The organism is Streptomyces sp. NPDC107528, assembly GCF_055639295.1.
In genome coordinates this window covers 503,608-528,117 of the sequence record NZ_JBVKAV010000004.1, presented here as the reverse complement: position 1 = coordinate 528,117, position 24,510 = coordinate 503,608, and the positions used below count along the sequence as shown (strand labels likewise).

19 protein-coding genes and 1 tRNA gene are annotated in these 24,510 nt (G+C 69.9%); 10 read left to right on the top strand and 10 right to left on the bottom strand.

Going from position 1 to position 24,510, the window contains the following annotated elements; genetic code table 11:
- The first annotated feature begins 6 nt into the window (after nt 1–6).
- The 4 genes from efeB (at nt 7) to ACZ7L5_RS16065 (ending at nt 5,108) form a co-directional block, all read left to right on the top strand.
- Entirely contained in the window at nt 7–1,377 is a 1,371-nt protein-coding gene (efeB, locus tag ACZ7L5_RS16080; protein ID WP_471517118.1) for an iron uptake transporter deferrochelatase/peroxidase subunit, read from the top strand.
- Nucleotides 1,378–1,530: 153 nt separating this feature from the next.
- The gene (gene pheA, locus ACZ7L5_RS16075; protein ID WP_363040415.1) at nt 1,531–2,463 is read left to right on the top strand and encodes a prephenate dehydratase; all 933 of its coding nucleotides are present in this window, start codon (nt 1,531–1,533) and stop codon (nt 2,461–2,463) included.
- A 567-nt stretch (nt 2,464–3,030) separates the two neighbouring features.
- Nucleotides 3,031–4,308: a serine--tRNA ligase gene (serS, locus tag ACZ7L5_RS16070; RefSeq protein WP_328880584.1), complete on the top strand. Its 1,278-nt coding sequence runs from the start codon at nt 3,031–3,033 to the stop codon at nt 4,306–4,308.
- Nucleotides 4,305–5,108, top strand: a complete 804-nt coding sequence (locus ACZ7L5_RS16065; protein WP_328880583.1) for an HAD family hydrolase — start codon at nt 4,305–4,307, stop codon at nt 5,106–5,108. The genes serS and ACZ7L5_RS16065 overlap by 4 nt, the downstream gene beginning before the upstream one ends.
- Nucleotides 5,109–6,165: 1,057 nt before the next feature.
- Here the strand turns inward: ACZ7L5_RS16065 and ACZ7L5_RS16060 are convergent.
- The 6 genes from ACZ7L5_RS16060 to ACZ7L5_RS16035 all read right to left on the bottom strand — a co-directional run bounded on the left by ACZ7L5_RS16060 (nt 6,166) and on the right by ACZ7L5_RS16035 (nt 10,491).
- A tRNA-Ser gene (locus ACZ7L5_RS16060) sits at nt 6,166–6,253 on the bottom strand.
- Between the two features lie 293 nt (nt 6,254–6,546).
- The gene (locus ACZ7L5_RS16055) at nt 6,547–6,789 is read right to left on the bottom strand and encodes an SGM_3592 family protein (RefSeq protein ID WP_443052526.1); all 243 of its coding nucleotides are present in this window, start codon (nt 6,787–6,789) and stop codon (nt 6,547–6,549) included.
- Between the two features lie 162 nt (nt 6,790–6,951).
- Nucleotides 6,952–7,671, bottom strand: coding sequence for an ABC transporter permease (locus ACZ7L5_RS16050; RefSeq protein ID WP_365061467.1), 720 nt, complete (start codon nt 7,669–7,671; stop codon nt 6,952–6,954).
- A gap of 12 nt (nt 7,672–7,683) precedes the next feature.
- Nucleotides 7,684–8,595, bottom strand: coding sequence for an ABC transporter ATP-binding protein (locus tag ACZ7L5_RS16045; protein WP_471517114.1), 912 nt, complete (start codon nt 8,593–8,595; stop codon nt 7,684–7,686).
- Entirely contained in the window at nt 8,592–9,515 is a 924-nt protein-coding gene (locus tag ACZ7L5_RS16040) for an ABC transporter permease (RefSeq protein ID WP_328880579.1), read from the bottom strand. The genes ACZ7L5_RS16045 and ACZ7L5_RS16040 overlap by 4 nt, the downstream gene beginning before the upstream one ends.
- A complete protein-coding gene (locus tag ACZ7L5_RS16035) occupies nt 9,505–10,491 on the bottom strand; it encodes an ABC transporter ATP-binding protein (protein ID WP_328884394.1) in 987 nt (328 codons plus the stop codon). Before ACZ7L5_RS16035 ends, ACZ7L5_RS16040 begins: the two co-directional genes overlap by 11 nt.
- 208 nt (nt 10,492–10,699) lie before the next feature.
- Here ACZ7L5_RS16035 and ACZ7L5_RS16030 point away from each other — a divergent pair, with 208 nt between their 5' ends.
- The 6 genes from ACZ7L5_RS16030 to ACZ7L5_RS16005 all read left to right on the top strand — a co-directional run bounded on the left by ACZ7L5_RS16030 (nt 10,700) and on the right by ACZ7L5_RS16005 (nt 17,045).
- A complete protein-coding gene (locus tag ACZ7L5_RS16030) occupies nt 10,700–11,551 on the top strand; it encodes a M24 family metallopeptidase (RefSeq protein WP_471517113.1) in 852 nt (283 codons plus the stop codon).
- 8 nt (nt 11,552–11,559) lie between these two features.
- Entirely contained in the window at nt 11,560–13,317 is a 1,758-nt protein-coding gene (locus ACZ7L5_RS16025) for an SDR family oxidoreductase (protein ID WP_471517363.1), read from the top strand.
- Nucleotides 13,314–14,339: a MerR family transcriptional regulator gene (locus tag ACZ7L5_RS16020; protein ID WP_471517112.1), complete on the top strand. Its 1,026-nt coding sequence runs from the start codon at nt 13,314–13,316 to the stop codon at nt 14,337–14,339. Before ACZ7L5_RS16025 ends, ACZ7L5_RS16020 begins: the two co-directional genes overlap by 4 nt.
- 122 nt (nt 14,340–14,461) lie before the next feature.
- Nucleotides 14,462–15,010, top strand: a complete 549-nt coding sequence (locus tag ACZ7L5_RS16015) for an RNA 2'-phosphotransferase (RefSeq protein ID WP_471517111.1) — start codon at nt 14,462–14,464, stop codon at nt 15,008–15,010.
- Nucleotides 15,011–15,143: 133 nt separating this feature from the next.
- Entirely contained in the window at nt 15,144–16,046 is a 903-nt protein-coding gene (locus tag ACZ7L5_RS16010; protein WP_471517110.1) for an LLM class flavin-dependent oxidoreductase, read from the top strand.
- 129 nt (nt 16,047–16,175) lie between these two features.
- Nucleotides 16,176–17,045, top strand: a complete 870-nt coding sequence (locus ACZ7L5_RS16005; protein WP_471517109.1) for an HAD hydrolase family protein — start codon at nt 16,176–16,178, stop codon at nt 17,043–17,045.
- A gap of 2 nt (nt 17,046–17,047) precedes the next feature.
- Here the strand turns inward: ACZ7L5_RS16005 and ACZ7L5_RS16000 are convergent, their stop codons facing one another.
- The 4 genes from ACZ7L5_RS16000 to ACZ7L5_RS15985 all read right to left on the bottom strand — a co-directional run bounded on the left by ACZ7L5_RS16000 (nt 17,048) and on the right by ACZ7L5_RS15985 (nt 24,433).
- Nucleotides 17,048–18,130 carry a M23 family metallopeptidase gene (locus tag ACZ7L5_RS16000; protein ID WP_471517108.1) on the bottom strand — a complete coding sequence of 361 codons (1,083 nt, stop codon included), beginning with the start codon at nt 18,128–18,130 and terminating at the stop codon, nt 17,048–17,050.
- A 184-nt stretch (nt 18,131–18,314) separates the two neighbouring features.
- On the bottom strand, nt 18,315–21,821 hold the full coding sequence (gene cydD, locus ACZ7L5_RS15995; protein ID WP_471517107.1) for a thiol reductant ABC exporter subunit CydD: 3,507 nt from the start codon (nt 21,819–21,821) through the stop codon (nt 18,315–18,317).
- Nucleotides 21,822–21,884: 63 nt separating this feature from the next.
- Nucleotides 21,885–22,904, bottom strand: a complete 1,020-nt coding sequence (gene cydB, locus ACZ7L5_RS15990; RefSeq protein ID WP_471517106.1) for a cytochrome d ubiquinol oxidase subunit II — start codon at nt 22,902–22,904, stop codon at nt 21,885–21,887.
- 20 nt (nt 22,905–22,924) lie between these two features.
- Nucleotides 22,925–24,433, bottom strand: coding sequence for a cytochrome ubiquinol oxidase subunit I (locus ACZ7L5_RS15985; RefSeq protein WP_471517104.1), 1,509 nt, complete (start codon nt 24,431–24,433; stop codon nt 22,925–22,927).
- Nucleotides 24,434–24,510: the final 77 nt, after the last annotated feature.

Sequence of the window (24,510 nt, the reverse complement as noted above, 5' to 3'; positions counted from 1 at the left end):
CTGACCATGGCTGACCAGTCCATTCCGGAGGCCCGTACGCCCAAGACTCCGAAGACTCCTGAGCCGGCGTCCAAGGGCGGGAGCCCGCGCAGGGGCGAGACGGCACTTAATGGCGGCGTTTCCGAAAGCGCCCCTATTAAGGGGAGCCTGTCGCGCAAGGAGGGCCTGTCGCGGCGGCACCTGCTCGGGACCGCCGGTGCGACCGGGCTGGTGCTCGGTGCGGCCGGTGGGGCGGTGGGCTACGCCGCCCGGCCGGCCGAGGCGACGCCGCTCACCTCGTTGGGCGCCGATCAGGTGATGTTTCACGGGAAACATCAGCCCGGCATCCTCCAGGCACTCCAGGCGCGCGGCCACGTCGTCGCGTTCGACCTGGCGGCGGGCGCGGGCCGCAAGGAGGCGGCGGCGTTGCTGCGCCGCTGGTCGGAGACGGCTCGGCGGCTGATGGCGGGCGAGGCGGCGCAGCAGGACGACACGGATGTCGCCCGGGACGCCGGGCCGTCGTCGCTGACGATCACCTTCGGCTTCGGGCACAGCTTCTTCGCGCGGACCGGCCTGGAGAAGCAGCGTCCGGTCTCCCTGGATCCGCTGCCCGACTTCTCCTCGGACCAGCTCGACAAGGCGCGCAGCAACGGTGACCTGTGGGTGCAGATCGGCGCCAACGACGCCCTGGTCGCCTTCCACGCCCTGCGCGCGATCCAGAAGGACGCGGGCCGGGCCGCCCGGGTCCGCTGGCAGATGAACGGCTTCAACCGGTCGCCGGGTGCCACCGGGCACCCGATGACTGCGCGCAACCTGATGGGCCAGATGGACGGCACGCGCAATCCGAAGCCGACGGAAGCCGACTTCGACGAGCGCATCTTCGTGCCGGAGTCCGGCTCGAAGGACCCGGCCTGGATGGCGGGCGGCTCCTACGCCGTCGTACGCCGCATCCGCATGCTGCTCGACGACTGGGAGCAGCTCTCGGTCAAGGCCCAGGAGGACGTCATCGGGCGCCACAAGTCCGACGGGGCGCCGCTGTCCGGGGGCACCGAGACGACCGAGATGGACCTGGAGAAGACCGACAAGGCAGGGAACCTGGTCGTCCCCATCAACGCCCACGCACGTATCACCCGGCCCGACCAGAACGGCGGGGCGGCGATGCTGCGGCGCCCGTTCTCGTACCACGACGGCATCGACGCGGACGGGGTGCCCGATGCGGGGCTGCTCTTCATCTGCTGGCAGGCCGACCCGCTGCGCGGTTTCGTCACCGTCCAGCGCAAGCTCGACCGGGGCGACGCGCTCTCGAAGTACATCCGGCACGAGGCGAGCGGCCTGTTCGCGGTGCCGGGCGGGGCGGCGGAAGGGGAGTACGTGGGGCAGCGGCTGCTGGAGGGGTGACGGCCGCCCTCCCGGGCCATCGGCGACGTCCGCCCCTTGCCAACCATCGGCCACGGACCAACCTCTTGCGGACCATCGGCCACGGACCAACCCCTTGTGGCGCCCGGGTGAGATGTGTACGCCGCGTTTCGCAAGGCCCATTAGGGTGAGGTCATGCCAGCGAGCTATGCCTATCTCGGCCCCGAGGGCACCTTCACCGAGGTCGCCCTGCGCACGCTTCCCGAGGCCGCGACCCGGGAGCTGATCCCGTACGTGTCCGTGCAGTCCGCGCTCGACGCGGTGCGCGTCGGCGAGGCCGAGGCCGCGTTCGTGCCGATCGAGAACTCCGTCGAGGGCGGGATCACGACCACGCTCGACGAACTGGTGGCGGGCACGCCGCTGATGATCTACCGCGAGGTGCTGCTGTCGATCACCTTCGCGCTGCTGGTCAGACCCGGCACGAAGCTGTCGGACATCAAGACGGTCTCCGCGCACCCGGCCGCCCAGCCGCAGGTCCGCAACTGGCTGAAGCGGAACCTCCCGGACGCCCAGTGGGAGTCCGCCGCCTCGAACGCGGACGCCGCGCGTCTGGTCCAGGAGGGCCAGTACGACGCCGCCTTCGCGGGCGAGTTCGCGGCCGCCCGGTACGGCCTGGAGGCCCTGGAGACCGGCATCCACGACGCGGAGAACGCCCAGACGCGGTTCGTGCTGGTGGGCCGGCCCGCCCGGCCCGCGGCGCCGACCGGCGCGGACAAGACGTCCGTCGTGCTGTGGCAGCGCGACGACCATCCCGGCGGGCTGCGCGACCTGCTCGGCGAGTTCGCCACACGCGGCATCAACCTGATGCTGCTGCAGTCCCGGCCGACCGGCGCGGGCATCGGCAACTACTGCTTCTGCATCGACGCCGAGGGGCACATCTCCGACCGCCGGGTGGCCGAGGCGCTGATGGGGCTCAAGCGGATCTGCCTGGGGGTGCGGTTCCTGGGGTCGTATCCGCGCGCGGACATGAAGCCGGGGGATGTGCAGCCGCCGCGCCTCGGGACGTCGGACGAGGAGTTCGTGTCGGCGGCGGACTGGGTGGCGCGGTGCCAGGACGGGCGGTTCTGAGCGGCCCTACGGCGGCCGGTGCCGACTGGTGCCGGTGTAGGTTTCCGGCCAGTACTACCAGCGGATTATCGTTATCCACAGAGGTTATCCACAGGTACTCATCTCGACCTGGGGACAAGTCGACAGACAAGCGTGAGTCTGTCGACAAATCGCTCCCCAGGCCCTCTAGGCGTCCACCATCGCGCAAGTCACCCTTCGTCCACTCTTTTCCTTTGAGCAATCCTTTGAGGCGACCCCTTTCCACTCGAAAGTGCGGATGGTCAGGGTTTGTCCTGGGAATCCTCGACTCACGCGGCAACTTGCGGAGTGATCAATTCCGAAGTCCACAGTTCATCCACACACCCTGTGGATAACTTTTCGGAGGCTGGGGATCCCTGTGGACAACCGAGACCCAAGTCCCGCTCTCCACAAGGGAATCGAGTCAACCGGCCGCCTCCCGCCTGCCCCGTTCCAGGGAGTGAGACGCCTTTTATTGACACGGTTAGCAATTCCCCCATAACGGTATGTAAGCCGCAGTCCGGAATAGCGAGTCGTGGGCTGTCACCCCTCCCCGGTAGCCTTGAGCGCGTGATTGACCTTCGCCTGCTCCGTGAGGACCCCGACCGAGTGCGCGCCTCGCAGCGCGCCCGTGGAGAGGACGTCGCGCTCGTCGACGCCCTCCTGTCTGCCGACGAGCGGCGCAGGTCGTCCGGCGTCCGCTTCGACGAGCTCCGTGCCGAGCAGAAGCAGCTCGGCAAGCTCATCCCCAAGGCCTCCGCGGACGAGAAGGCCGAGCTGCTGAAGCAGGCCAGCCAGCTCGCAGCCGACGTCAAGGCGGCCGACGCCGAGCGCGACGCGGCCGACACCGAGACCCAGGAACTGCTCCTCCAGCTCGGCAACCTCGTCCACCCGGACGTCCCGGTCGGCGGCGAGGAGGACTTCGTCACGCTGGAGACGCACGGCGAGATCCGCGACTTCACCGCCGAGGGCTTCGAGCCGAAGGACCACCTGGAGCTCGGTGCGCTCCTCGGCGCGATCGACGTCGAGCGCGGCGCGAAGGTCTCGGGCTCGCGCTTCTACTTCCTCACCGGCGTCGGCGCCCTGCTGGAGCTCGCTCTCGTCAACGCGGCGATCAGCCAGGCCACGGCGGCCGGCTTCACGCCAATGCTGACCCCGGCACTGGTCCGCCCCCAGTCGATGGCCGGCACCGGCTTCCTCGGGCAGGCGGCCCAGGACGTCTACCACCTGGCCAATGACGACCTCTACCTGGTCGGCACCTCCGAGGTCCCGCTCGCGGCGTACCACATGGACGAGATCCTCGACGCCGACAAGCTCCCCCTGCGCTACGCGGGCTTCTCGCCGTGCTTCCGCCGCGAGGCCGGCTCGCACGGCAAGGACACCCGCGGCATCTTCCGCGTGCACCAGTTCGACAAGGTCGAGATGTTCTCGTACGTCGACCCGGCGGACTCGCAGGCCGAGCACCAGCGCCTGCTGGAGTGGGAGAAGCAGTGGCTGACGTCGCTGGAGCTGCCGTTCCGGGTCATCGACGTCGCCTCCGCCGACCTCGGCTCCTCGGCCGCCCGCAAGTTCGACTGCGAGGCGTGGATCCCGACGCAGGGCAAGTACCGCGAGCTGACGTCGACCTCGGACTGCACCGAGTTCCAGTCCCGTCGCCTTTCGATCCGCATGCGTGACGGCAAGCAGGTCAAGCCGCTGGCCACGCTCAACGGCACGCTGTGCGCCGTCCCGCGCACCATCGTGGCGATCCTGGAGAACCACCAGCAGGCCGACGGTTCCGTCCGGGTCCCCGAGGTGCTGCGCCCGTTCCTCGGTGGCCGGGAGGTCCTGGAGCCGGTCGCCAAGTGAGCGCCGGTTTCCCTTACAAGCTGATCGCGACCGATCTCGACGGAACGCTCCTGCGCTCCGACGAGTCGGTCTCGCAGCGCACGCGTGACGCCCTCGCCGCCGCGACCGCCGAGGGCGCCGCGCACATCGTCGTCACGGGCCGTGCGGTCCCCTGGACCCGCCACATCCTCGACGACCTCGGCTACGAGGGCCTCGCCGTGTGCGGCCAGGGCGCCCAGGTCTACGACGCCGGCGAACACCGCCTGCTGACGTCGGTGACCCTGGACCGTCAGCTGGCGGGCGTGGCCCTGGCCAAGATCGAGGCGGAGGTCGGCCCGCTGTTCATGGCCGCGAGCCGCGACGGGCTCGACGGCGACGTGCTGGTCGGCCCCGGCTACTCGCTCACGGGCAAGCTTCCGTCCACGCCGTTCACGGACGCGTCGGATCTGTGGACCGCCCCGCTGAACAAGATCTACATACAGCACCCGGAACTCTCGGACGACGAGCTGGCCAAGGCCGCCCGCAAGGCCGCGGGCGGCTTCGTCACGGTGGCGATGGCCGGCGAGGGCATCGTGGAACTGCTCCCCCTGGGCCTCTCCAAGGCAACGGGCCTCTCCCTGGCAGCCCGCCGCCTGGGCCTGAAGGCCGCCGACACCATCGCCTTCGGCGACATGCCGAACGACATCCCGATGTTCGCCTGGGCCGCACATGGCGTAGCCATGGCCAACGCCCACGTCGAACTGAGAGCGGTGGCCGACGAGGTGACGTCCTCCAACGAGGAGGATGGGATCGCGGTGGTGTTGGAGGGGTTGCTGGGCTGAGGTGGCCTGGGCTGAGGTTGCTGGGCTGAGGTGGCCTGGGCTGAGGTGGCTTGGGCTGAGGTGGCCTGGGCTGAGGTGGCTTGGGCTGAGGTTGCTGGGCTGAGGTGGCTTGGGCTGTGGTGGCTTGGGCTGAGGTTGCTGGGCTGAGGTGGCCTGGGCTGAGGTGCCGAGGCCGACCGCCGCCTCTCGGCGACCGCCGGCCCGACGCCTGTGCCCCGACGCGGGGGCTGATGTCCCGTCGCCCGTCGGCTGCACGGTCGACGTCGACTCCCGAATGCCGGCCATCGCCGTCGGCCCGCTGGCCGAGGCCAACTGGCCGACGCCGGCTGGTACCTCGTCGGCTGCTCGGCCGGGACGTCGGCTGGGGCTCGCCTCGGTTTCCGGCCTGGCCGGGGCTCTCGGGGCGCCGGGGACTCGTGGTTGCCGGGATGGCGGCGAATCCCGGTTGCTGGCCGGCAGCGAGTGACGGTTGCCGGCAATTGCCTGCCGCGGGCTACGGGGTCATCACCGACCCGCGGAGGCCAGGCTGACACCGACCCGCGCCTGACCGAGCTGACGGCAACCCTCGGGTGCCGGGACAACACCCGCCACGAGCTACTGGGCCAACACCAACCCGCGGGGCCAGGCTGACACCCACTCGCGCCTGACCGAGACGACGCGCCCTCGTCGCCGGGCCCAACGCCCGCTCCGTATGGCCGGGCCGACCCGACGGCCACTCCCGGTCGTCGGGCCGACGCCGGATCGCGGTTGCCCTCGCGGGCGATGCCCCGTGGTCGGCGGCCGTGGTCACTGCGAAGTTGCCGGCCGACGTACCCGCACGCCGGAGGCCGACGTACCCCCGACGTCCGCCGATGCCGGCCGCAGCAGCAGGCGCCCGCACCAGCGCCCGGGGCGCCGAAACTCGCGGGCATACATGGCGCCCGGGGCGGCATGGGTGGGCGCGAACAGCACCCGGTACCGCCGGTCCACGCGGCCGACCTCTCAGCTGCAGCGCCGGACCGCATCCTCAAGGCACCCCAGCCCTGCAATGCAGCCAAGCCCCAGTGGCAACGTCTCGCGGAGGATGCACGGATCGAACGTGCGCGGGCCTTTCGGACCCGACCACGGTTTAGCAAACCGGTGCCTTACCACTCGGCCAATCCTCCGGGTGGGCGGCCCACGCGAGAGCGACATCGCGTGCTCGAAGCGGCCGCCCCGGGCAGCTCCCCATGCGGTACGGACTCGACGGAGGGGTAGCGATTACTCCGGAGCCCGCCGCGGACTGCCCTGATGGGAGCTGGACGTACTGTCGTGCATGGACATCGCCCTGCTCCTCTCCCAGCAAGTGGCGCCGAACACACCGTCCGGCGATGTGGACACAACCACTGTGCCTGTACGGAAAGTTGGGCGCCACCGAATAACAAGGCCGGGGGGATCCCGGAAGGACGCCGTATGTCCCCTACCGGCGGCGCCACTTACGACGGCGCCCCTTGCTGAAGAACCATCCGGCAGGCGGCTCGTCGGAGCGCCACGGCTGCGGCTCGGGCTTCTCACGGCGCCAGCGCGCGGCCAGCATGCGGGCCCGGGCGGACGGCTCGGCGGTGTCGGCCGCGCGTATGAAGTCGTCGTCCAGGACCAGGCTGTCCCAGGTGTCGTCCCCGGACCGTTCGCGATCCTCGTGCTGCGACATGCCGCCTGCCATCCCTGTCCTCCAGTTCGTGCAGTGCACCCCGGTGCATCCCCTTTGCCCAGTGTGCCCGCGCGGCTGTGAAGCCCCCGTCAAGAGCGGGCCCCCTCAGGGGCCCGCCTCTTTACACGTCACTGGCATCTACACGTCACCGGCACCGGCAGGCACCGGCGCCCGTCACTCCTCACCGGCGAGCGTCAGCGACCGCAACTTCTGTCCCGCGTACCAGGTCGCGAGGACGGTCACCACCGCCAGCAGCACCGTCGCGGTGGACAGGGCGACATCCGAGGTCACCATGTCCCCGCCGGCGACCTTCTGCGCCACCGCCAAGGCCCACTGCTGGACGCTCAACGTGCGCGCACCCGGCACCAGGGAACCGAACAGGGCTTCCCAGACGAGCGCGTAGACGAGCCCGAAGACCACCGCGTGCCGGGACACCGTGCCGAGCAGCAGGAAGAGCGCGGCGTAGGCGATGGACGCGACCAGCGCGGCCACCGTGTAGGCGACGGCGATCTGCTGGCCGTTGCCGTTGAGGATGAAGCCCGCGATGAACGTGGGCAGCGCCGAGAACACCATCGTCACGGCGATCGCGACGATCAGCTTGGTGAAGATGATCGTCGGCCGCTTCACCGGCTTGGACAGCAGGTACACCACCGAGCCGTCGTCGATCTCCGGGCCGATCGCGCCGGTTCCGGCGATGACGCCGATGATCGGCACCATGGTGGCGAGCGCCAGCCCGCCGAGCAGGTCGGACGCGGTCTGGTCGTCGGCTCCGGCGAGGGCGCGCACCACCACCGAGATCCCGATGAGCAGCAGCGGCAACGCGCCGAGGATGAGGGCCCGGCGACGGCCGAGCAGGGCCCGGTAGGTAAGTCGGGCGACTGTGGGGTCGTACATCTTTTCGGCCTCCTACGCCGCGACCAGATACGAGAACACGGACTCGAGGGACTCGTCGGACGGCGAGACCGTGAGCAGGCGGATGCCGTGCTCGCGTGCCACCCTCGGCAGCAGGGCAGTGAAGCGACCGAAGTCGACGGCCTGGATGTGCAACGCGCCCTCGGCCAGGTCGACCTCGATCCCGGATGTCGACGGGTCGGCGATCAGCGCCGCCGCGAGGGTGCGGTCGTCGCTGGAGCGCACCAGGTAGCGGTGCGGGCGGTCGGTCATCAGACGGCGGATCTTGCGGAAGTCGCCGCTGGCCGCGTGCCGCCCGGCGACCACAACCTCGATGTGCCAGGCGAGTTGCTCGACCTCTTCGAGGATGTGGGACGAGAACAGCACCGTGCGGCCCTCGTCGCCCATGCGTCGCAGCAGGTCCATGAGTTGCATGCGCTGACGCGGGTCCATGCCGTTGAAGGGCTCGTCGAGCAGGAGCAGCGAGGGGTCGTGGACGAGGGCGCTCGCCATCTTCACGCGCTGGCGCATACCCTTGGAGTACGTGGAGATCTTCCGGTCCTGCGCGTACTCCATCTCGACCGTGGCGAGCGCCTTCTGGGCTGCCTTGTCGCCGAGGCCGTGCAACTCGGCGTTGGCAACGACGAATTCGCGGCCGGTGAGGAAGTCGTACATCGCCTCGCGCTCGGGGACGATGCCGATCTGCTTGTAGATGGCCTCGTTGCGCCAGGTCGGCTGTCCGTCGAGGGTGACGGTGCCGGTGGAGGGGGCCAGGAAGCCGCCCATCATGTTGATGAGGGTGGACTTTCCGGCTCCGTTGGGGCCGAGCAGGCCGGTGACGCCGGGGCCGATCGTCATGGTGATGTCGTTGACGGCGACCACGTTGCCGAACCAGCGGGAGACGTGGTCGATCTGGAGCGTGGTCACAGTCCCACCTTCTTGTAGCGGCGCATCAGGAGGCCGTAGGCGGCGGCGATCAGGCCCAGGGTGACGAGGACGTAGACAGCGCCTTCGCCGTTGCTCGGGCCCACCCCGCCGGGGAAGGCGGAGGTCGCGCCCAGGAAGGCGGACTGCACACCGTCGATGAGCGTGATCGGCGAGAAGAGGCCGATCCAGGCGATGGCGCCGCTGCTGCCCCCGCCGTCGATGGCCTGCGCGTCGGCGATGGCCTGGAGTGTGGAGACCGCGCCGTAGGAGATGGTCAGCACGGCGATCACGGCCGCGATGCCGAAGCCGCGGCGTGGCGTGACCGACGCGATGACCAGGCCGATTCCGGCGAACAGCAGTGAGAGCAGTGCGACGGACACGAGTCCCTGCGCGAATCCCTTGGTCTGGTCGGCGAAGTCGAGCTTGGCCAGCAGCGCGCCCACGTAGAGCACGAGCAGCGGGGCCGCGGTGAGGAGGAACAGCGCGGAGGCCAGCGCCGCGAACTTCGCGCGGACGTAGTCGGCGGTCTCGATCGGCCGCGAGAAGTACAGCGGCACGGTCTTGAAGCGCAGGTCGCGGGAGACGGACTGCGGTGCCTGCGAGGCGACGTACAGGCTGATCACGGCCTGCATGACGATCGCGTAGCGCGTGTAGTCGACGGGCAGGTCGTTGGCCTTGGTGGCGACCGCGACGGCGACCATGATGGCCGCGGGCACGCACATCACCACGAACAGCAGCATCGGCAGCACCTTGGACTTGACCGAGCGGCCGAGGCCGTAGGAGCCGCGCAGGGACTGCGAGTAGAGGGACCGGGTCGCGTAGGAGCGGCCGAGGCGGGGGCCGTCGTAGCTGCGGTAGCCGATGTTGTGGATGCGGGTCTGGTCACCCGACTGTGTGGTTACGGGCTGCTCAACCGCCATGGCCGACCGCCTCCTTCCGCTGTGCGTCGGTGCTCTGCTCGCTGTGCTCGGTGTCCGTGAAGACCTCCGAGATGTGGTGCCGGCGCTGCTCCATGCGCACCAGGCCGAGCCCGAGGTCGGCGACCACGTCGCGCACCAGGTCGTAGGTCTCCTCGCCCTGCGCGGTGAGCAGCAGGATGTGACCGGCGCCGGGAAGGCCGCCGCTGCCGTCGAGGACCTCCACCCCGCGCGCGTGGAGCGCGTCGCGCACCGCGCGGGTGCCGTCCGGGTGGTCGTCGGTGTCGGTGACCTCGATCGCGAGCGTCGTCGTGGTCTGGGTGAAGTCGGTGGTGGAGCTGGAGCGCAGCAGCTTGCCGCCGTCGATGACGACGACGTGGTCGCAGGTGCGCTCGAGTTCGCCCAGCAGGTGCGAGGTGACCAGGACCGAGATGCCGAAGTCGGTGTGGATGCGGCGGATGAGGCCGAGCATCTCGTCGCGGCCGACCGGGTCGAGGCCGTTGGTCGGCTCGTCCAGGAAGACCAGCTGCGGGTCGTGCACCAGGGCCTGCGCCAGCTTCACGCGCTGCTTCATGCCGGTCGAGTAGCCGCCGATGGGGCGATAGCGCTCCTCGTACAGGCCGACATGGCGCAGCGTGTCCGCGGTGCGCTCGCGCGCGGCGGCGGGCGGGAGGCCCGACATGCGCGCCATGTGGACGACGAACTCGGTGGCCGAGACGTCGGGCGGCAGGCAGTCGTGCTCCGGCATGTACCCGACCCGCTCGCGGATGGCGGCGCCCTTGGTGGCGACGTCGAGTCCGAGCACTTCGGCACGGCCCTCGGTGGCGGGGGACAGACCCAGCAGAATCTTGATCATGGTGGACTTGCCGGCTCCATTGGCACCGACGAGTCCGGTCACCCCGGGCCCGATGTCCATGGTCAGCCGGTCAAGCGCGGTCACCCTGGGGAACCGCTTGCTCAGGCTTTCGGTCGCGATCACAGTCACGGCATAGACGGTAGTGACCCGTACCACTCAGGTCATCAGACCCGAGAGCCGTCTTGATATCAGACCTCAGGTGTACGGGCGTCTAAGGGTCACCCTGAGGTCTCACGCGATCTATTGACGCAACCTCTAACAACTGTCACATTCATCAGTGTCAAGTTACGGGCACGTACCGCAGTCAGCGTGGACGAGGGTGGGCGGTGGCATGACGACGGCAGTGGAAGCAGGTTCAGGTGAACTGACCGCGGAACTGCGCGGGTTCAGAAAGGTGCAGCGCCTCGCGTACGAGTGCGCGGAAGCCGTCGCCGCGCAGCTGGAACCCGGCATCACCGAGCGCGAGGCGGCGCGCATGCAGCGCGAGTGGCTGCGCGAGCGCGGTGTGCGTGACTGGTTCCACCTGCCCTTCGCGTGGTTCGGGAACCGCACGGCGTTCGTGAACTTCCGCGTCCCGCTGCAGTTCTTCCCCACCAACCGCCGCCTGGAGCCCGGGATGCCGTTCATCCTGGACATGGCCCCTGTGTACGACGGCTTCACGGCCGACATCGGCTATTCCGGCTCGCTCGGCATCAACCCGATCCAGGACAAGTTGATGGACGACCTGGAGGCGCACCGCGAGCTGATCCTGCGCGAGGTGCGCGAGCGCCGGCCGCTGCGGGAGATCTACGACGACGTGGACCGGCTCATGGTCCGCCAGGGCTACGCCAACCGGCACCGCGCCTATCCCTTCGGCGTGATCGCGCACAAGGTCGACCGGGTCAGCCAACGCCGCTGGTCACCGCATGTCTTCGGGTTCGGTACCCAGTCCCTGAAGGGCCTGGCGAGCGACGCGCTGCACGGCCACCGCGAGGGCTGGTCCCCGCTCTGGTCGCCGTACCGCTTCTCCGACCACCCGCCGCAGCCGGGCCTGTGGGCGGTCGAACCGCACCTCGGCTTCAGAGGTACGGGCGCCAAGTTCGAGGAGATCCTGGTCGTCACCGACTCCGAGGACCCCGAGCAGAGCGCCTTCTGGCTGGACGACGATCTGCCGCATGTGCGGCGCTGGGCGGAGGAGAAGTGACGGTGCCGGTGACTCTTCAGGGCGCGCGCGAGCGCCGGGTGCGGACCGGCGACGTCGAGCTGTGCGTCGCCGAGCTGGGCGACCCCGGCCGGCCGACGGTGATGCTCGTGCACGGATATCCGGACAGCAAGGAGGTGTGGTCCGAGGTCGCGCCACGGCTGGCCGACCGCTTCCATGTCGTGCTGTACGACGTCCGCGGCCACGGACGGTCGACGGCACCGAAGCCGCTGCGCGGCGGGTTCACGCTGGAGAAGCTGACGGACGACTTCCTGGCCGTCGCGGACGCGGTCAGTCCGGGCGGGCCCGTGCATCTGGTCGGGCACGACTGGGGCTCGGTGCAGGCCTGGGAGTTCGCCACGGTCAAGCGCACCGAGGGCCGGATCGCGTCCTTCACCTCGATGTCCGGGCCCTCCCTCGACCACTTTGGCCACTGGATCGGCGGGCGCCTCAAGCGGCCCACCCCGCGCCGGATCGGGCAGCTCCTCGGTCAGGGCGCCAAGTCCTGGTACGTCTACGCGCTGCACACGCCCGTACTGCCCGAACTGGCCTGGCGCGGCCCCCTCGGCAAGACCTGGCCGCGCATCCTGGAACGGATGGAGAAGGTCCCCGGCGGCGGCTACCCGACCTCGTCCCTGCCGACGGACGCGGCACACGGTGCGTGGCTGTACCGGGACAACGTACGGGCCCGACTGAGCCGCCCGCGCGCGGACGCCTACGCACACGCGCCCGTGCAGCTCATCACGCCCCTCGGGGACGCCTTCCTTTCGGAGCGGCTCTACGACGAACTGGAGCAGTGGGTTCCGCAGTTGACCCGGCGCACGCTTCCGGCGAAGCACTGGATCCCTCGCTCCCGCCCCGACCAACTGGTGTCCTGGATCACGGAGTTCGTGACGTCCGTCGAGGGCGGCCGGCCGAAAGGCGTGACGGCCACCGGGAAGTACGCCGACCGCTTCGGCGGACAGCTCGTCCTGGTCACCGGCGCGGGCAGCGGCATCGGACGGGCGACGGCGTACGCCTTCGCGGAGGCCGGCGCGCGCGTGGTCGCCGTCGACCGGGACGCCGAGGCCGCGGGTCGCACCGCCGAGATGTCCCGGCTGATCGGCGCACCCGACGCCTGGGCCGAGACGGTCGACGTCTCCGACGAGCAGGCCATGGAGAAGCTCGCCGAGAAGGTCGCCAGAGAGTACGGCGTGGTGGACGTCCTGGTGAACAACGCCGGAATCGGCCTGTCGGGCTCCTTCTTCGACACCACACCGGAGGACTGGAAGAAGGTCCTCGACGTCAATCTGTGGGGCGTCATCCACGGCTGCCGGCTGTTCGGCAAGCAGATGGCCGAGCGCGGACAGGGCGGCCACATCGTCAACACCGCCTCGGCGGCGGCGTACCAGCCCTCCAAGTCGCTGCCCGCCTACAGCACGTCCAAGGCGGCCGTACTGATGCTCAGCGAGTGCCTGCGCGCTGAGCTGGCCGGCCAGGACATCGGCGTCACCGCGATATGCCCCGGCTTCGTCAACACCAGCATCACCTCGACCGCGCGCTTCGCCGGTGTCGACGCCGATGAGGAGAAGCGCCGCCAGAAGAAGTCCGCGCGGCTGTACGGGCTGCGGAACTATCCGCCGGAGAAGGTCGCCGACGCGATCCTGCGGGCCGTGGTGCGGGGCGATGCAGTTGTTCCTGTGACGCCGGAGGCGCGTGGGGCGTATCTCATGTCGAGGTACACGCCGAAGGCGCTGCGCAGGATCGCGCGGTTGGAGCCGCCGCTATGAGCGACGGGGGTCCCGCGCGCGGGGGAGCGGTTGCCGGCGAAGGCCTGTCCGGGAGGCGCGGTGAGGCAGGGCGCGCGGCCGAGGCGGCGCCTGCACCCGCCTACCGGATCGAGGACCTCGCGCACCTCAGCGGCGCCACCGTCCGCACCATCCGCGCCTACCAGGACCGAGGCCTGCTCCCCCGCCCGGAGCGCCATGGCCGGGCCAACCTCTACGCGGACGCCCATCTCCACCGGCTGCGCCAGATCGCCGATCTCCTCGACCGCGGGTACACCCTGGCGTCCATCAAGGAGCTCCTGGAGGCCTGGGACGCCGGTCGTGGCCTCGGTGGGGTGCTCGGGCTGGTCGCCGAGGTGGACGGGCCGTGGACCGACGAGGAGGCGGTACGGATCTCGCGTGCCGAGCTGGAGGAGCGCTTCGGCGGCACCCCGGACGACGCGGCAGTGGCCGAGGCCGTGGAGCTCGGCGTACTGGAGGCGACCCCCGGCGACGAGAACTCGTTCGTCGTTCCGAGCCCTCAAGAGCTAGCGGTGGCAGTCGAGTTGCACTCGGCCGGGGTGCCGCTGTCCGCGATCTCTGGCCATCTAAGGGAGTTGAGGGGCCAGGTCGAGCACATCGCCGCCCGTTTCCTGGAGTTCACCACCGAACACGTCTTCGCCCGCTACCTCGACGGCGCCCACCGTCCGACGGACGCGGAGGCGGCCGAGGCGGCCTCTCTCATACGGCGGTTGCGTCCACTCGCCCAGCACACCGTGGACGCGGAACTCGCCCGCGCCATGAGGCGGTTGGCCGTGCGCCATCTGCGTCAGCACCTCGGCGCGGACGAGGCTCCCGAACTCCAGAATCGGACGAGAGCTGTGCCCGTACCCGAGGAGACAATGCAGGCCGTCGAGCGTCTGGTTGGCGCGAAGCAGTCAGCCGAGTTCATCGCGCTGGCCGCCGAACGGGAGGTACAGACAAGGACCTTGGACCGGCTCGCCGCAAATCACAGCTCATCAGGTGACCTTGACGAAACCCCTTGAAACGACGGCTCGTTGTCCACAGAATCGCCAATCCCCCTGTGGATAACCGCACTTGGTTGTGGACCAAACATCGGGACTGAAATCGTTCGCGTGATTCGAGCCTCTCCCGGCAGTCTGGTGGCATGGACGAAAGACGCACCGTGAAGGTCTCGAAGTACCTCTCGAAGCACCTGCGCCACCAGCCCGAGCGCATCGGGCTCACCCTCGACGAGGGCGGCTGGGTCGAGATCGAGACCCTGATCGCCGCCGCGACCGCGCACGGATTCCGGTTCACCCGGGAAGAGCTGGATCACGTGGTGGCCGCCAATGACAAGCAGCGCTTCGCGATCGACGGCACCCGGATCCGCGCCAGCCAGGGCCACAGCATCGACGTCGAACTCGGCCTGCCCCCGGCAACCCCGCCGGCCCACCTCTACCACGGCACCGTGGCCGGCAACCTGGACGCGATTCGCAGCGCGGGCCTGCTGCCCATGAACAGGCACGATGTGCACCTCTCCGCGGACCGCGAGACCGCAACGCGGGTCGGAGCCCGGCGTGGCCGCCCGGTGGTGCTCTCCGTGGACGCCGACGCCATGCACAGCGACGGCCATGTCTTCCACGTCAGCGCGAACGGGGTGTGGCTGACGAAGGCCGTGCCGCCGGAGTATCTGCGGTTTCCCGAGGCGCACTGATCCAGGCCGCCACGGGCCCCCGCCCATACCGGTGATCGACTCAGACACCGGTGACCGACCGCGCTCCGTGGCCGCGCAGCCGCGGTCGGTGGCTGTTTCACGTGAAACCCATTCGGCCGCATAGGCTCGATGCATGAGCCTGCGCCTGAGCACCGTGATCCTCCCGTACCGCCGCTGGTCCGAGGGGGGCCGCCAGGCATGGCAGCGCGCGGAGGAGCTCGGCTTCCACACCGCGTACACCTACGACCACCTGTCCTGGCGGAGCTTCCGGGACGGCCCCTGGTTCGGTGCCGTGCCGACACTGACCGCCGCCGCGGCCGTCACCGACCGGCTGCGCCTGGGCACCCTGGTGACCTCGCCGAACTTCCGGCACCCGGTGAACCTGGCCAAGGAACTGATTTCCCTCGACGACATCTCGGGCGGACGGGTCACGCTCGGCATCGGCGCGGGCGGCACCGGCTTCGACGCCACCGCACTCGGCCAGGAGCCATGGACCCCGCGCGAGCGTGCCGACCGGTTCGCCGAGTTCGTCGCGCTGCTGGACCAGCTGCTGACCGAGGACTCGGTGTCGTACGAGGGCGACTTCTATTCGGCGCACGAGGCGCGGAACATACCGGGCTGTGTGCAGCGCCCTCGGCTGCCGTTCGCGGTCGCCGCGACCGGGCCTCGCGGCCTGCGGCTCGCGGCGCGCCACGGGCAGGCGTGGGTGACCACGGGAGACCCGAAGCTGTATGAGAACGGCACTCCTGAACAGTCGGTTCAAGCCATTCGCGGACAGGTCGGGAAGCTGGCAGACGCCTGCGCCGAGATCGGCCGGGACGTGGCCGGGCTCGACAAGATCCTGCTCACCGGGTTCACCCCGGACCGCGGTCGTCCGCTGGAGTCCCTCGACGCGTTCGTGGACTTCGCCGGGCGCCATCAGGAGCTGGGATTCACCGAGATCGTGGTCCACTGGCCGATCCCGGACTCGGACTTCGCGGCCGACGAGAAGGTCTTCGAGCAGATCGCCATGGAGGCCTTGGCGCAGCTGGACTGAGCTCACGGGAGCGACGGTGCTGGTCAGGAGGATGTGGGCAGTGTTCGCAGGGGCGGTTTCTCCTCAGGTGCGGACTCAGATGTGCGGGCTGCTGCACGGCCGTGCAGGCACATACGGGAGAATGGCCCGGTGACCTCAGCGACTCGACAGCCCCAGACCCCGGCCGCCGCTGTCCGCCCGCGGCTCATCGCCACCGACCTGGACGGCACGCTGCTGCGGGACGACAAGTCGGTCTCCCCCCGCACGGTCGCCGCGCTGGCCGCCGCCGAGAAGGCGGGCATCGAGGTGTTCTTCGTCACCGGCCGCCCCGCCCGCTGGATGGACGTCGTCAGCGACCACGTCCACGGGCACGGCCTGGCGATCTGCGGCAACGGCGCCGCCGTGGTCGACCTGCACGGCGGCCCCGGCACCCACCGGTTCGTGAAGGTGCGCGAGCTGGCCCGGGAGAACGCCCTGGACGCCGTACGGCTGCTGCGTGACGCGGCTGAGGGCACGGTGTACGCGGTGGAGCAGACGTACGGCTTCTACCAGGAGCCGGGCTATCCCAAGCTGCACATGGAGATACCGGACGAGCTCGCGCCGGCCGAGGACCTCCTGGCGCCGGACGCCCCGGGGGCCGGCGAGCCAGTGCTCAAGATCCTCGCCTACCACCCCACCCTCGACCCCGACGCCTTCCTCACCCTTGCCCGCCTCGCCATCGGCGACCGGGCCAACGTCACCCGCTCCAGCCCCAGCGCCCTGCTGGAGATCAGCGGCCCCGGCGTATCCAAGGCCAGCACGCTCGCCCTGTGCTGCGCCGAGCGCGGCATCTCGCACGAGCAGGTCGTGGCCTTCGGGGACATGCCCAACGACGTCGAGATGCTGACGTGGGCGGGCCAGTCGTACGCGATGGGCAACGCGCACCCGGATGTCGTCGCCGCCGCGTCGGGGCGGACGGTCGCCAACAACGAGGACGGCGTGGCCGTGGTGATCGAACAGCTGCTGGCGAAGCGGCCCTAGACCTACCCGAGCGGCACTCCGCGTTCGGAGAGCCACGGCACCGGGTCCACCCCTGAGCCGAGTTCCGGAGTGACCCGCACCTCGAAGTGCAGGTGCGGGCCGGTGGAGTTGCCCGTCGTGCCCGACTGGCCGATCCACTGCCCGGTGTCGACCCGCTCGTCCTGGTCCACGGCGACGGAGGCGAGGTGGGCGTACTGCGTGTAGTAGCCGTCCGTGTGCCGGACGACGACCTCCATGCCGAAGGCGCCCGCGCACGCCACCTTCACCACGCGTCCGTCCCCGACCGCCCGCACGGGCGTGCCGATCGGCACCGCGAAGTCCTGCCCGGTGTGCCGCTTCGCCCAGCGCTTTCCACCGCTGCCGAACGCGGCGGACAGCTCGTACTTCGCGACCGGCTTGACCCAGGCACTCGTGCTGTCCGTCTCCTTCTGGTCGAGCCGGACCGCACCCGGGCACGACCCGGCGGCCACGGAGACGTCGGCCCGACCCTGCAACTCCCACCGCGCCTCTTCGAGCTTGTCCTCGATGCCCTGCTTGAGGTCAGCAAGCTCGGCATTGCGCTTCTCCAGCACCTCCCAGGCCGCCGCGGCCCTGGCCTCGTCCCCTGCGAGCCGCACCTCGGCGCGACGGCTCTTCTCGATGGAGTTGGCGACGGCCAGGTTCGCCTGTGAGAACACATGCTGACCTCGCATCAGCTGCTCCGGGCTCGTCGCGAGGACGATCTGCGCGGTGAGCGGCATGCCGCCGCCGTTGCGGTACTGGGCGCGTGCGATCCGGCCGAGGTCCTTGCGCAGGACGCCGATCTCCCGCCGCTCCCGCTCGAGCAACGCCTCGACCCGCAGTGCCTTCGCCCGCTGCACCTCTACCCGCTTTCGCCCCGCTTCGTACCGCCCGGTCGCCACGGCCGCTTCCTCGTACAGCTTCAGCACCTGGCCGCTGAGGGTCGAGTCACCGCCGGTTCCGGTGCCGTTGTGGCCCGAGGTGCCCTTGCCGTCACCGGCCGCGTCGGCGGGCCGGGCCACGAGGCCGACGAGCACGCACAACAGCGCCGGAACGACCAGGAGGCGACGGCGATATGAGCACATGTCAGCGATCCTGGCCCGCGAGGCGGGTGAGGGCCCTGTTCAAGTCGTACAGCTGGGGGACGTGTTGCTGCGGATGGGTCAGTACGGCCGTTGACGCGAGCGCCGGCAAGCGTCGCGCCCCGCCCGGGCCGACAGTGCGTGTCTGCCGGGCCGCAGGCGCCCACGGCCACGGTCCCGTCGGCCGCTACGGCGCCCCCACCAGCAGATCCGCCTGCTCCTCCCGCTCCACCATCCCCCGCAGCGGACCATCCGCAGCGGCCAGCTCCGCGAACGTGCCCCGCTGCACCACCCGCCCCTGGTCCAGGACGACCACCTCGTCGACGGCCTCCAGCCCGGCGAGTCGGTGCGTGATGAGCAGGGTCGTGCGACCCTCGGTGGCGACCAGCAGGTCGGCGGTGAGGGCGTCGGCGGTAGGCAGGTCGAGATGCTCGGCGGGCTCGTCGAGGACGAGGACGGGGAAGTCGGCGAGCAGTGCGCGGGCCAGCGCGAGCCGCTGCCGCTGACCGCCCGACAACCGTGCCCCGTGCTCACCCACGAGCGTGTCCAGCCCGTCGGGCAGGCCATCGGCCCAGTCGAGCAGCCGGGCGCGGTGCAGGGCGTCACGCAGGTCGGCCTCGGTGGCGTCCTTCCTGGCGAGGAGCAGGTTCTCGCGCACGGAACTGTCGAAGAGGTGCGCGTCCTGCGCACACAGCCCGACGAGACGCCGTACGTCGTCACCGTCCAGCGCGTGCGCGTCCACGCCGCCCAGCGTGTACGAGCCCGCGTCAGCGTCCAGGAAGCGCAGCAGCACCTGCGCCAGCGTCGTCTTGCCGGACCCCGACGGGCCGACCACGGCGATCCGGCGACCCTTATCCAGGGTCAGGTCGAGTCCGGCGAGCGCGTCCCGGTCCTGTCCGGCGTGGCGGGCGGTCAGGCCCGTGACGGCGACCGGGAAGGGCGATGCGGGCGCCTGCCGGGGCCGGGCGGGTTCCCGTACGGGCTCGGGCGCGTCCAGCACCTCGTACACCCGCTCCGCACTCTTGCGCACCCGCTGCCGGTACTGCACGGCGAGCGGCAGCCCCAGGACGGCCTCGAACGCGGCCAGCGGGGTGAGGACGACAACGGCCATGGTCACACCACCGAGCCGCCCGTCGGCGACCCCCTGGGCGCCCACGAGGGCGGTGGCGGCGACGGTGAGCCCGCAGATCAGCGCGGTGAGCCCATCGCCGAGCGCGGTCGCGGAGGCGGCGCGCGAAGCGATCCGGGTCAGCGTCCCGTCGGCCCGCCGCGCCTGTGCCGTACGGCTGGGCAGGGCGCCGGCGACGGTCAGTTCCGCGGTGCCGGTGAGCAGATCCGTCACGCGCGTCGCGAGCTCTCCGCGTGCGGGAGCCAGCCGGCGCTCGGCGCGTCGGGCGACGGCACCGGTGAGGAACGGGACTCCGGCCCCCGCCGCGAGGAGCCCGGCCGCGAGCACGGCACCGGCCTCGGGCAGCAGCCAGGCCGTGAACCCGACGGCCCCGGCGGACACGACGGTCGCGGCAGCGGCGGGCAGCAGCCACCGCAGCCAGTAGTCCTGCAGCGCGTCCACATCCGCGACGAGCCTCGACAGCAGATCGCCGCGACGCGTGCGGCGCAGTCCTGCGGGCGCCAGCCGTTCCAGCCGCCGGTACACGGCGACCCGCGTATCGGCCAGCATCCGCAGCACGGCGTCGTGCGACACCAGCCGCTCGGCGTACCGGAACACGGCCCGCCCGATGCCGAAGGCCCGCGTCGCCGTCACGGCGACCATCAGGTACAGCACGGGCGGCTGCTGCGAGGCCCTCGAGATGAGCCACCCGGAGGTCGCCATGAGCCCGACGGCGCTGCCGAGCGCGAGGCTGCCGAGCACCAGCGCGAGGACGAGACGACCGCGCCGGGGACCGGACATGGCGCGGACGCGGGCGAGAACACCGCGTTTGGCTGCGGTGAGCGGCACGGTCCCTGCGTCTTCGCAAGCAGAACCGCTGTCCGGGTCATGCTCGACCGGACGGTCAGCGGACGCCTTGGGCAAGGCCTCTGCCGACACCGGCGCAACGGCCTCCGACAGCCGCACCACCCGGTCCGCCACGCCCAGCAGCGCCGGCCGATGCACCACCAGCAGCACTGTCCGCCCCACCGCCAGCCTTCGCACGGCCTCAACGACCTCGGCCTCGGTGGCTCCGTCGAGCGCGGCCGTCGGCTCGTCGAGGAGCAGGACGGGCCGGTCCGCCAGGAACGCCCTGGCCAGCGCGAGCCGCTGCCGCTGCCCTGCGGACAGGCCGGCCCCGTCCTCGCCCAGCACGGTCTCGACGCCCTCGGGCAGCGCGTCCACGAACTCCAGAGCCCCGGCGTTCCCCAGCGCCTGCCGCACGGCAGCGTCGTCCGCGTCGGGACGAGCCAGCCGTACGTTCTCGGCGATCGTCCCCGCGTACAGGTGCGGCCGCTGCGGCACCCAGGCGATCCGCGAACGCCATTCCTTCAGATCGAGTTCGGCAAGATCCGCTCCCCTGACCAGGATCCGCCCCTCGGCCGGCCGCACGAACCCCAGCAGCGCGTTGAGCAGCGTCGATTTGCCCGCCCCGCTCGTCCCGACGAGCGCGACCGTCTCCCCGGGCTCGACGGCGAAGGACACATCCGACACTGCATCGGAGGACCGTCCGGGGTAGCGGACCGAGACCCCCTCGAACGACACCGCCCCCGTCGGCACCGCCGCGCTTCCCGACGCCGGCGCCGGAGTCTCCAGCACCTCGAAGATCTCCTCGGCCGCGGACAGGCCCTCGGCAGCCGCGTGGTACTGCGCTCCCACCTGACGCAGCGGCAGGTAGGCCTCGGGTGCCAGCACGAGGACGACCAGGCCGTCGTACAGATGCATGTCGCCGTGGACGAGGCGCATGCCGATCGTCACCGCGACCAGGGCCACCGAGAGCGTCGAGAGCAACTCCAGCGCGAAGGAGGAGATGAAGGCGATCCGCAGGGTCCGCATGGTCGCCCGGCGGTATTCATCGGTGATCCGCCGGATCGACTCGGCCTGCGCCTTGGCACGCCCGAACACCTTCAGTGTCGGCAGACCGGCGACGACGTCCAGGAAGTGCCCGGACAGCCGGGACAGCATCCGCCACTGACGGTCCATCCGGGACTGCGTGGCCCAGCCGATCAGCATCATGAAGATCGGGATCAGTGGCAGGGTGCCGACGATGATGACCGCGGACACCCAGTCCTCGGTCACGATCCGCGCCAGCACCGCGATCGGTACGACCACCGCGAGCCCCAGCTGCGGCAGATAGCGTGAGAAGTAGTCGTCGAGGGCGTCGACGCCCCGTGTGGCGAGCGCGACGAGGGATCCGGTCCGCTGTCCGCTCAGCCAGTCGGGTCCCAGCTCGGTCGCCCGCTCCAGCAGTCGTCCGCGCAGCTCCGACTTCACGGCCGCGCTGGCACGGTGAGCGGCGAGTTCGGTGAGCCACGCAACCACTGCGCGGCCTACGGCCACGGCCACCAACAGCAGTAGGGGAGTGCGTAGTTCAGCAGCGGACATGCCGTGCTGGAATGCCCCCACCACCGCCTCGGCGATGAGCATCGCCTGCGCGATGACCAGCACGGCACCGACGGCACCCAGACCTACGACAGCGATCAGGAAGAGGCGAGTGGCGCGGGCGTATCGGAGGAGACGCGGATCGATCGGTTTCACGTGAAACATGCCCTTCGGTCCGTGGCGGGGTGTTTCACGTGAAACATCGTGAACCACCGCGCCACAGCGGACTCAGTGCTTGGCCCCCGAAGCGGCGTCCGCGGCAATGTGCTGCGTACCGATCCGCTTGCGGAAGACCCAGTAGGTCCAGCCCTGGTAGAGCATGACGACCGGTGTGGCGATCACCGCGCACCACGTCATGATCTTCAGGGTGTACGGGCTCGACGAGGCATTGGTGACCGTGAGGGACCACTCGTCATTGAGCGAGGACGGCATGACGTTCGGGAAGAGCGTCAGGAAGAGCATCGCGACGGCGGCCACGATGGTGACGCCGGAGAAGGCGAACGACCATCCCTCGCGCCCCGCTTGGTTCGCCACCAGCGCCGCCACCAGCGCGGCCACGGCCACCACGAGCGCGACCAGGCTCTGACCGTCACCGTTCTCGATCTGCGTCCAGAGCAGGAAGATCAGCGCCAGCACGGCAGCGGCAAGACCGACCCACAGGGCCAGCTTCCGCGCACGCTCCCGGATCTCCCCCACGGTCTTGAGCGCGGTGAACACCGCACCGTGGAAGGTGAACAGCGTCAGCGTCACCAGGCCACCGACAAGCGCGTACGGGTTGAGCAGGTCCAGGACGTTGCCAACGTACTCGTGGTTCTCGTCGAGCTTCACGCCCCGCACGATGTTGCCGAAGGCCACACCCCACAGGAACGCCGGGAGCAGCGAGCACCAGAAGATGGCGTTCTCCCAGTTGCGCTGCCACTGCTCCTCGGGCCGCTTCACCCGGTACTCGAAGGCGACGCCCCGGACGATCAAGGAGATCAGGATGAGCAGCAGCGGCAGATAGAAGCCGGAGAAGAGCGTGGCGTACCACTCAGGAAAGGCGGCGAAGGTGGCGCCTGCCGCCGAGAGCAGCCACACCTCGTTGCCGTCCCAGACGGGGCCGATGGTGTTGATCAGCACCCGACGCTCGGGCCGGTTGCGGGCCAGCAGCTTGGTGAGGACGCCGACCCCGAAGTCGAAGCCCTCCAGGAAGAAGTAGCCGATCCACAGGACGGCGATCAGTACGAACCAGACGTCGTGAAGTTCCATGACTGTGCAGCTCCCTCGGCCTAGTACGAGAAGGCCATCGGCTTGTCGGCGTCACGGTCGTCGCCGCCGATCTTCGTTGGCGGGTTCAGGTCGGCGTCGGTGAGCTCGGGCGGGCCGGCCTTGACGTACTTCGCGAGGAGCTTGACCTCGACGACGGCGAGGATGGCGTACAGCGTCGTGAAGACGATCATCGAGGTGAGGACCTCGCCCTGGGATACGCCGGGGGAGACCGCGTCCCGAGTGCGCAGGACGCCGTACACGACCCACGGCTGACGGCCCATCTCGGTGAAGATCCAGCCCCAGGAGTTGGCGATCAGCGGGAAGGCCAGGGTCCAGATGGCGATACGCCAGTACCACGTGGTCAGTTTCGGGCCGAGCGCCTTCTTCGGGAGCAGCACCAGATGCGGCACCTCGTCGTCACCGACCCTCAGGTGCTGCGGCAGCATGAACTTCTTGCGGGTCAGCCAGAGTCCGATCAGGCCGATGGTGAACGACGCCATGCCGAAGCCGATCATCCAGCGGAAGCCCCAGTAGGCGACGGGGATGTTGGGCCGGTAGTCGCCGGGACCGTACTTCTCCTGCTCGGCCTTGTTGACGTCGTTGATGCCGGGGACGTACGAGGTGAAGTCATCCTTGGCCAGGAAGGACAGCAGGCCGGGGATCTCTATGGCGACCTTGTTGTGGCCCTTGTCGACGTCGCCGACGGCAAAGACCGAGAAGGGCGCCGGCTCCTCGCCGTCCCACAGGGCTTCGGCCGCAGCCATCTTCATCGGCTGCTGCTCGTACATGATCTTGCCGAGCGTGTCACCGCTGATCGCGGTGAGCAGGCCGCCGATGGCGACGGTGACCAGGCCGAGCCTGAGCGAGGTCTTCATGTCGCTGATGTGCTTCTTGCGCAGCAGGTGGAAGGCGGAGATGCCGACCATGAACGCGCCACCGGTGAGGAAGGCCGCCGAGAGGGTGTGGAAGGCCTGGGCGAGCGCGGTGTTCTGGGTCAGCACGAGCCAGAAGTCGGTGAGCTCGGCCCGCCCCTTCGCCTCGTTGATCCGGTAGCCGACGGGGTGCTGCATCCAGGAGTTGGCCGCCAGGATGAAGTACGCCGACAGAATCGTGCCGATGGAGACCATCCACATACAGGCCAGGTGGATCTTCTTCGGCAGCTTGTCCCAGCCGAAGATCCACAGCCCGATGAAGGTGGACTCGAAGAAGAAGGCGATCAGGGCCTCGAAGGCGAGCGGGGCGCCGAAGACATCACCGACGAAGCGGGAGTAGTCGGACCAGTTCATGCCGAACTGGAACTCCTGCACGATGCCGGTGACGACACCCATCGCGATGTTGATCAGGAAGAGCTTGCCCCAGAACTTCGTCGCTCTGAGGTACTTCTCATTCTCCGTGCGCACCCATGCGGTCTGCAGCCCGGCCGTGAGGGCGGCCAGCGAGATCGTCAGGGGGACGAACAAAAAGTGGTAGACGGTGGTGATACCGAACTGCCAGCGCGCCAGAGTCTCCGGCGCCAAAGCCAGGTCCACGTCGCCGCTCCTTACCTACCGCTTGTGAAAGCGTTCACATTCACAAGCAATTATGCAGCACGCCCATCCCTGCCCTC

Bases quoted from the DNA above. Each gene is read 5' to 3' on its own strand.
- efeB (WP_471517118.1), top strand. From the start codon at position 7: ATGGCTGACCAGTCCATTCCGGAGGCCCGTACGCCCAAGACTCCGAAG.
- pheA (WP_363040415.1), top strand. From the start codon at position 1,531: ATGCCAGCGAGCTATGCCTATCTCGGCCCCGAGGGCACCTTCACCGAG.
- ACZ7L5_RS16055 (WP_443052526.1), bottom strand. From the start codon at position 6,789: ATGGCAGGCGGCATGTCGCAGCACGAGGATCGCGAACGGTCCGGGGAC.
- ACZ7L5_RS16050 (WP_365061467.1), bottom strand. From the start codon at position 7,671: ATGTACGACCCCACAGTCGCCCGACTTACCTACCGGGCCCTGCTCGGC.
- ACZ7L5_RS16040 (WP_328880579.1), bottom strand. From the start codon at position 9,515: ATGGCGGTTGAGCAGCCCGTAACCACACAGTCGGGTGACCAGACCCGC.
- ACZ7L5_RS16030 (WP_471517113.1), top strand. From the start codon at position 10,700: ATGACGACGGCAGTGGAAGCAGGTTCAGGTGAACTGACCGCGGAACTG.
- ACZ7L5_RS16020 (WP_471517112.1), top strand. From the start codon at position 13,314: ATGAGCGACGGGGGTCCCGCGCGCGGGGGAGCGGTTGCCGGCGAAGGC.
- ACZ7L5_RS16015 (WP_471517111.1), top strand. From the start codon at position 14,462: ATGGACGAAAGACGCACCGTGAAGGTCTCGAAGTACCTCTCGAAGCAC.
- ACZ7L5_RS16010 (WP_471517110.1), top strand. From the start codon at position 15,144: ATGAGCCTGCGCCTGAGCACCGTGATCCTCCCGTACCGCCGCTGGTCC.
- ACZ7L5_RS16000 (WP_471517108.1), bottom strand. From the start codon at position 18,130: ATGTGCTCATATCGCCGTCGCCTCCTGGTCGTTCCGGCGCTGTTGTGC.
- cydD (WP_471517107.1), bottom strand. From the start codon at position 21,821: ATGTTTCACGTGAAACCGATCGATCCGCGTCTCCTCCGATACGCCCGC.
- cydB (WP_471517106.1), bottom strand. From the start codon at position 22,904: ATGGAACTTCACGACGTCTGGTTCGTACTGATCGCCGTCCTGTGGATC.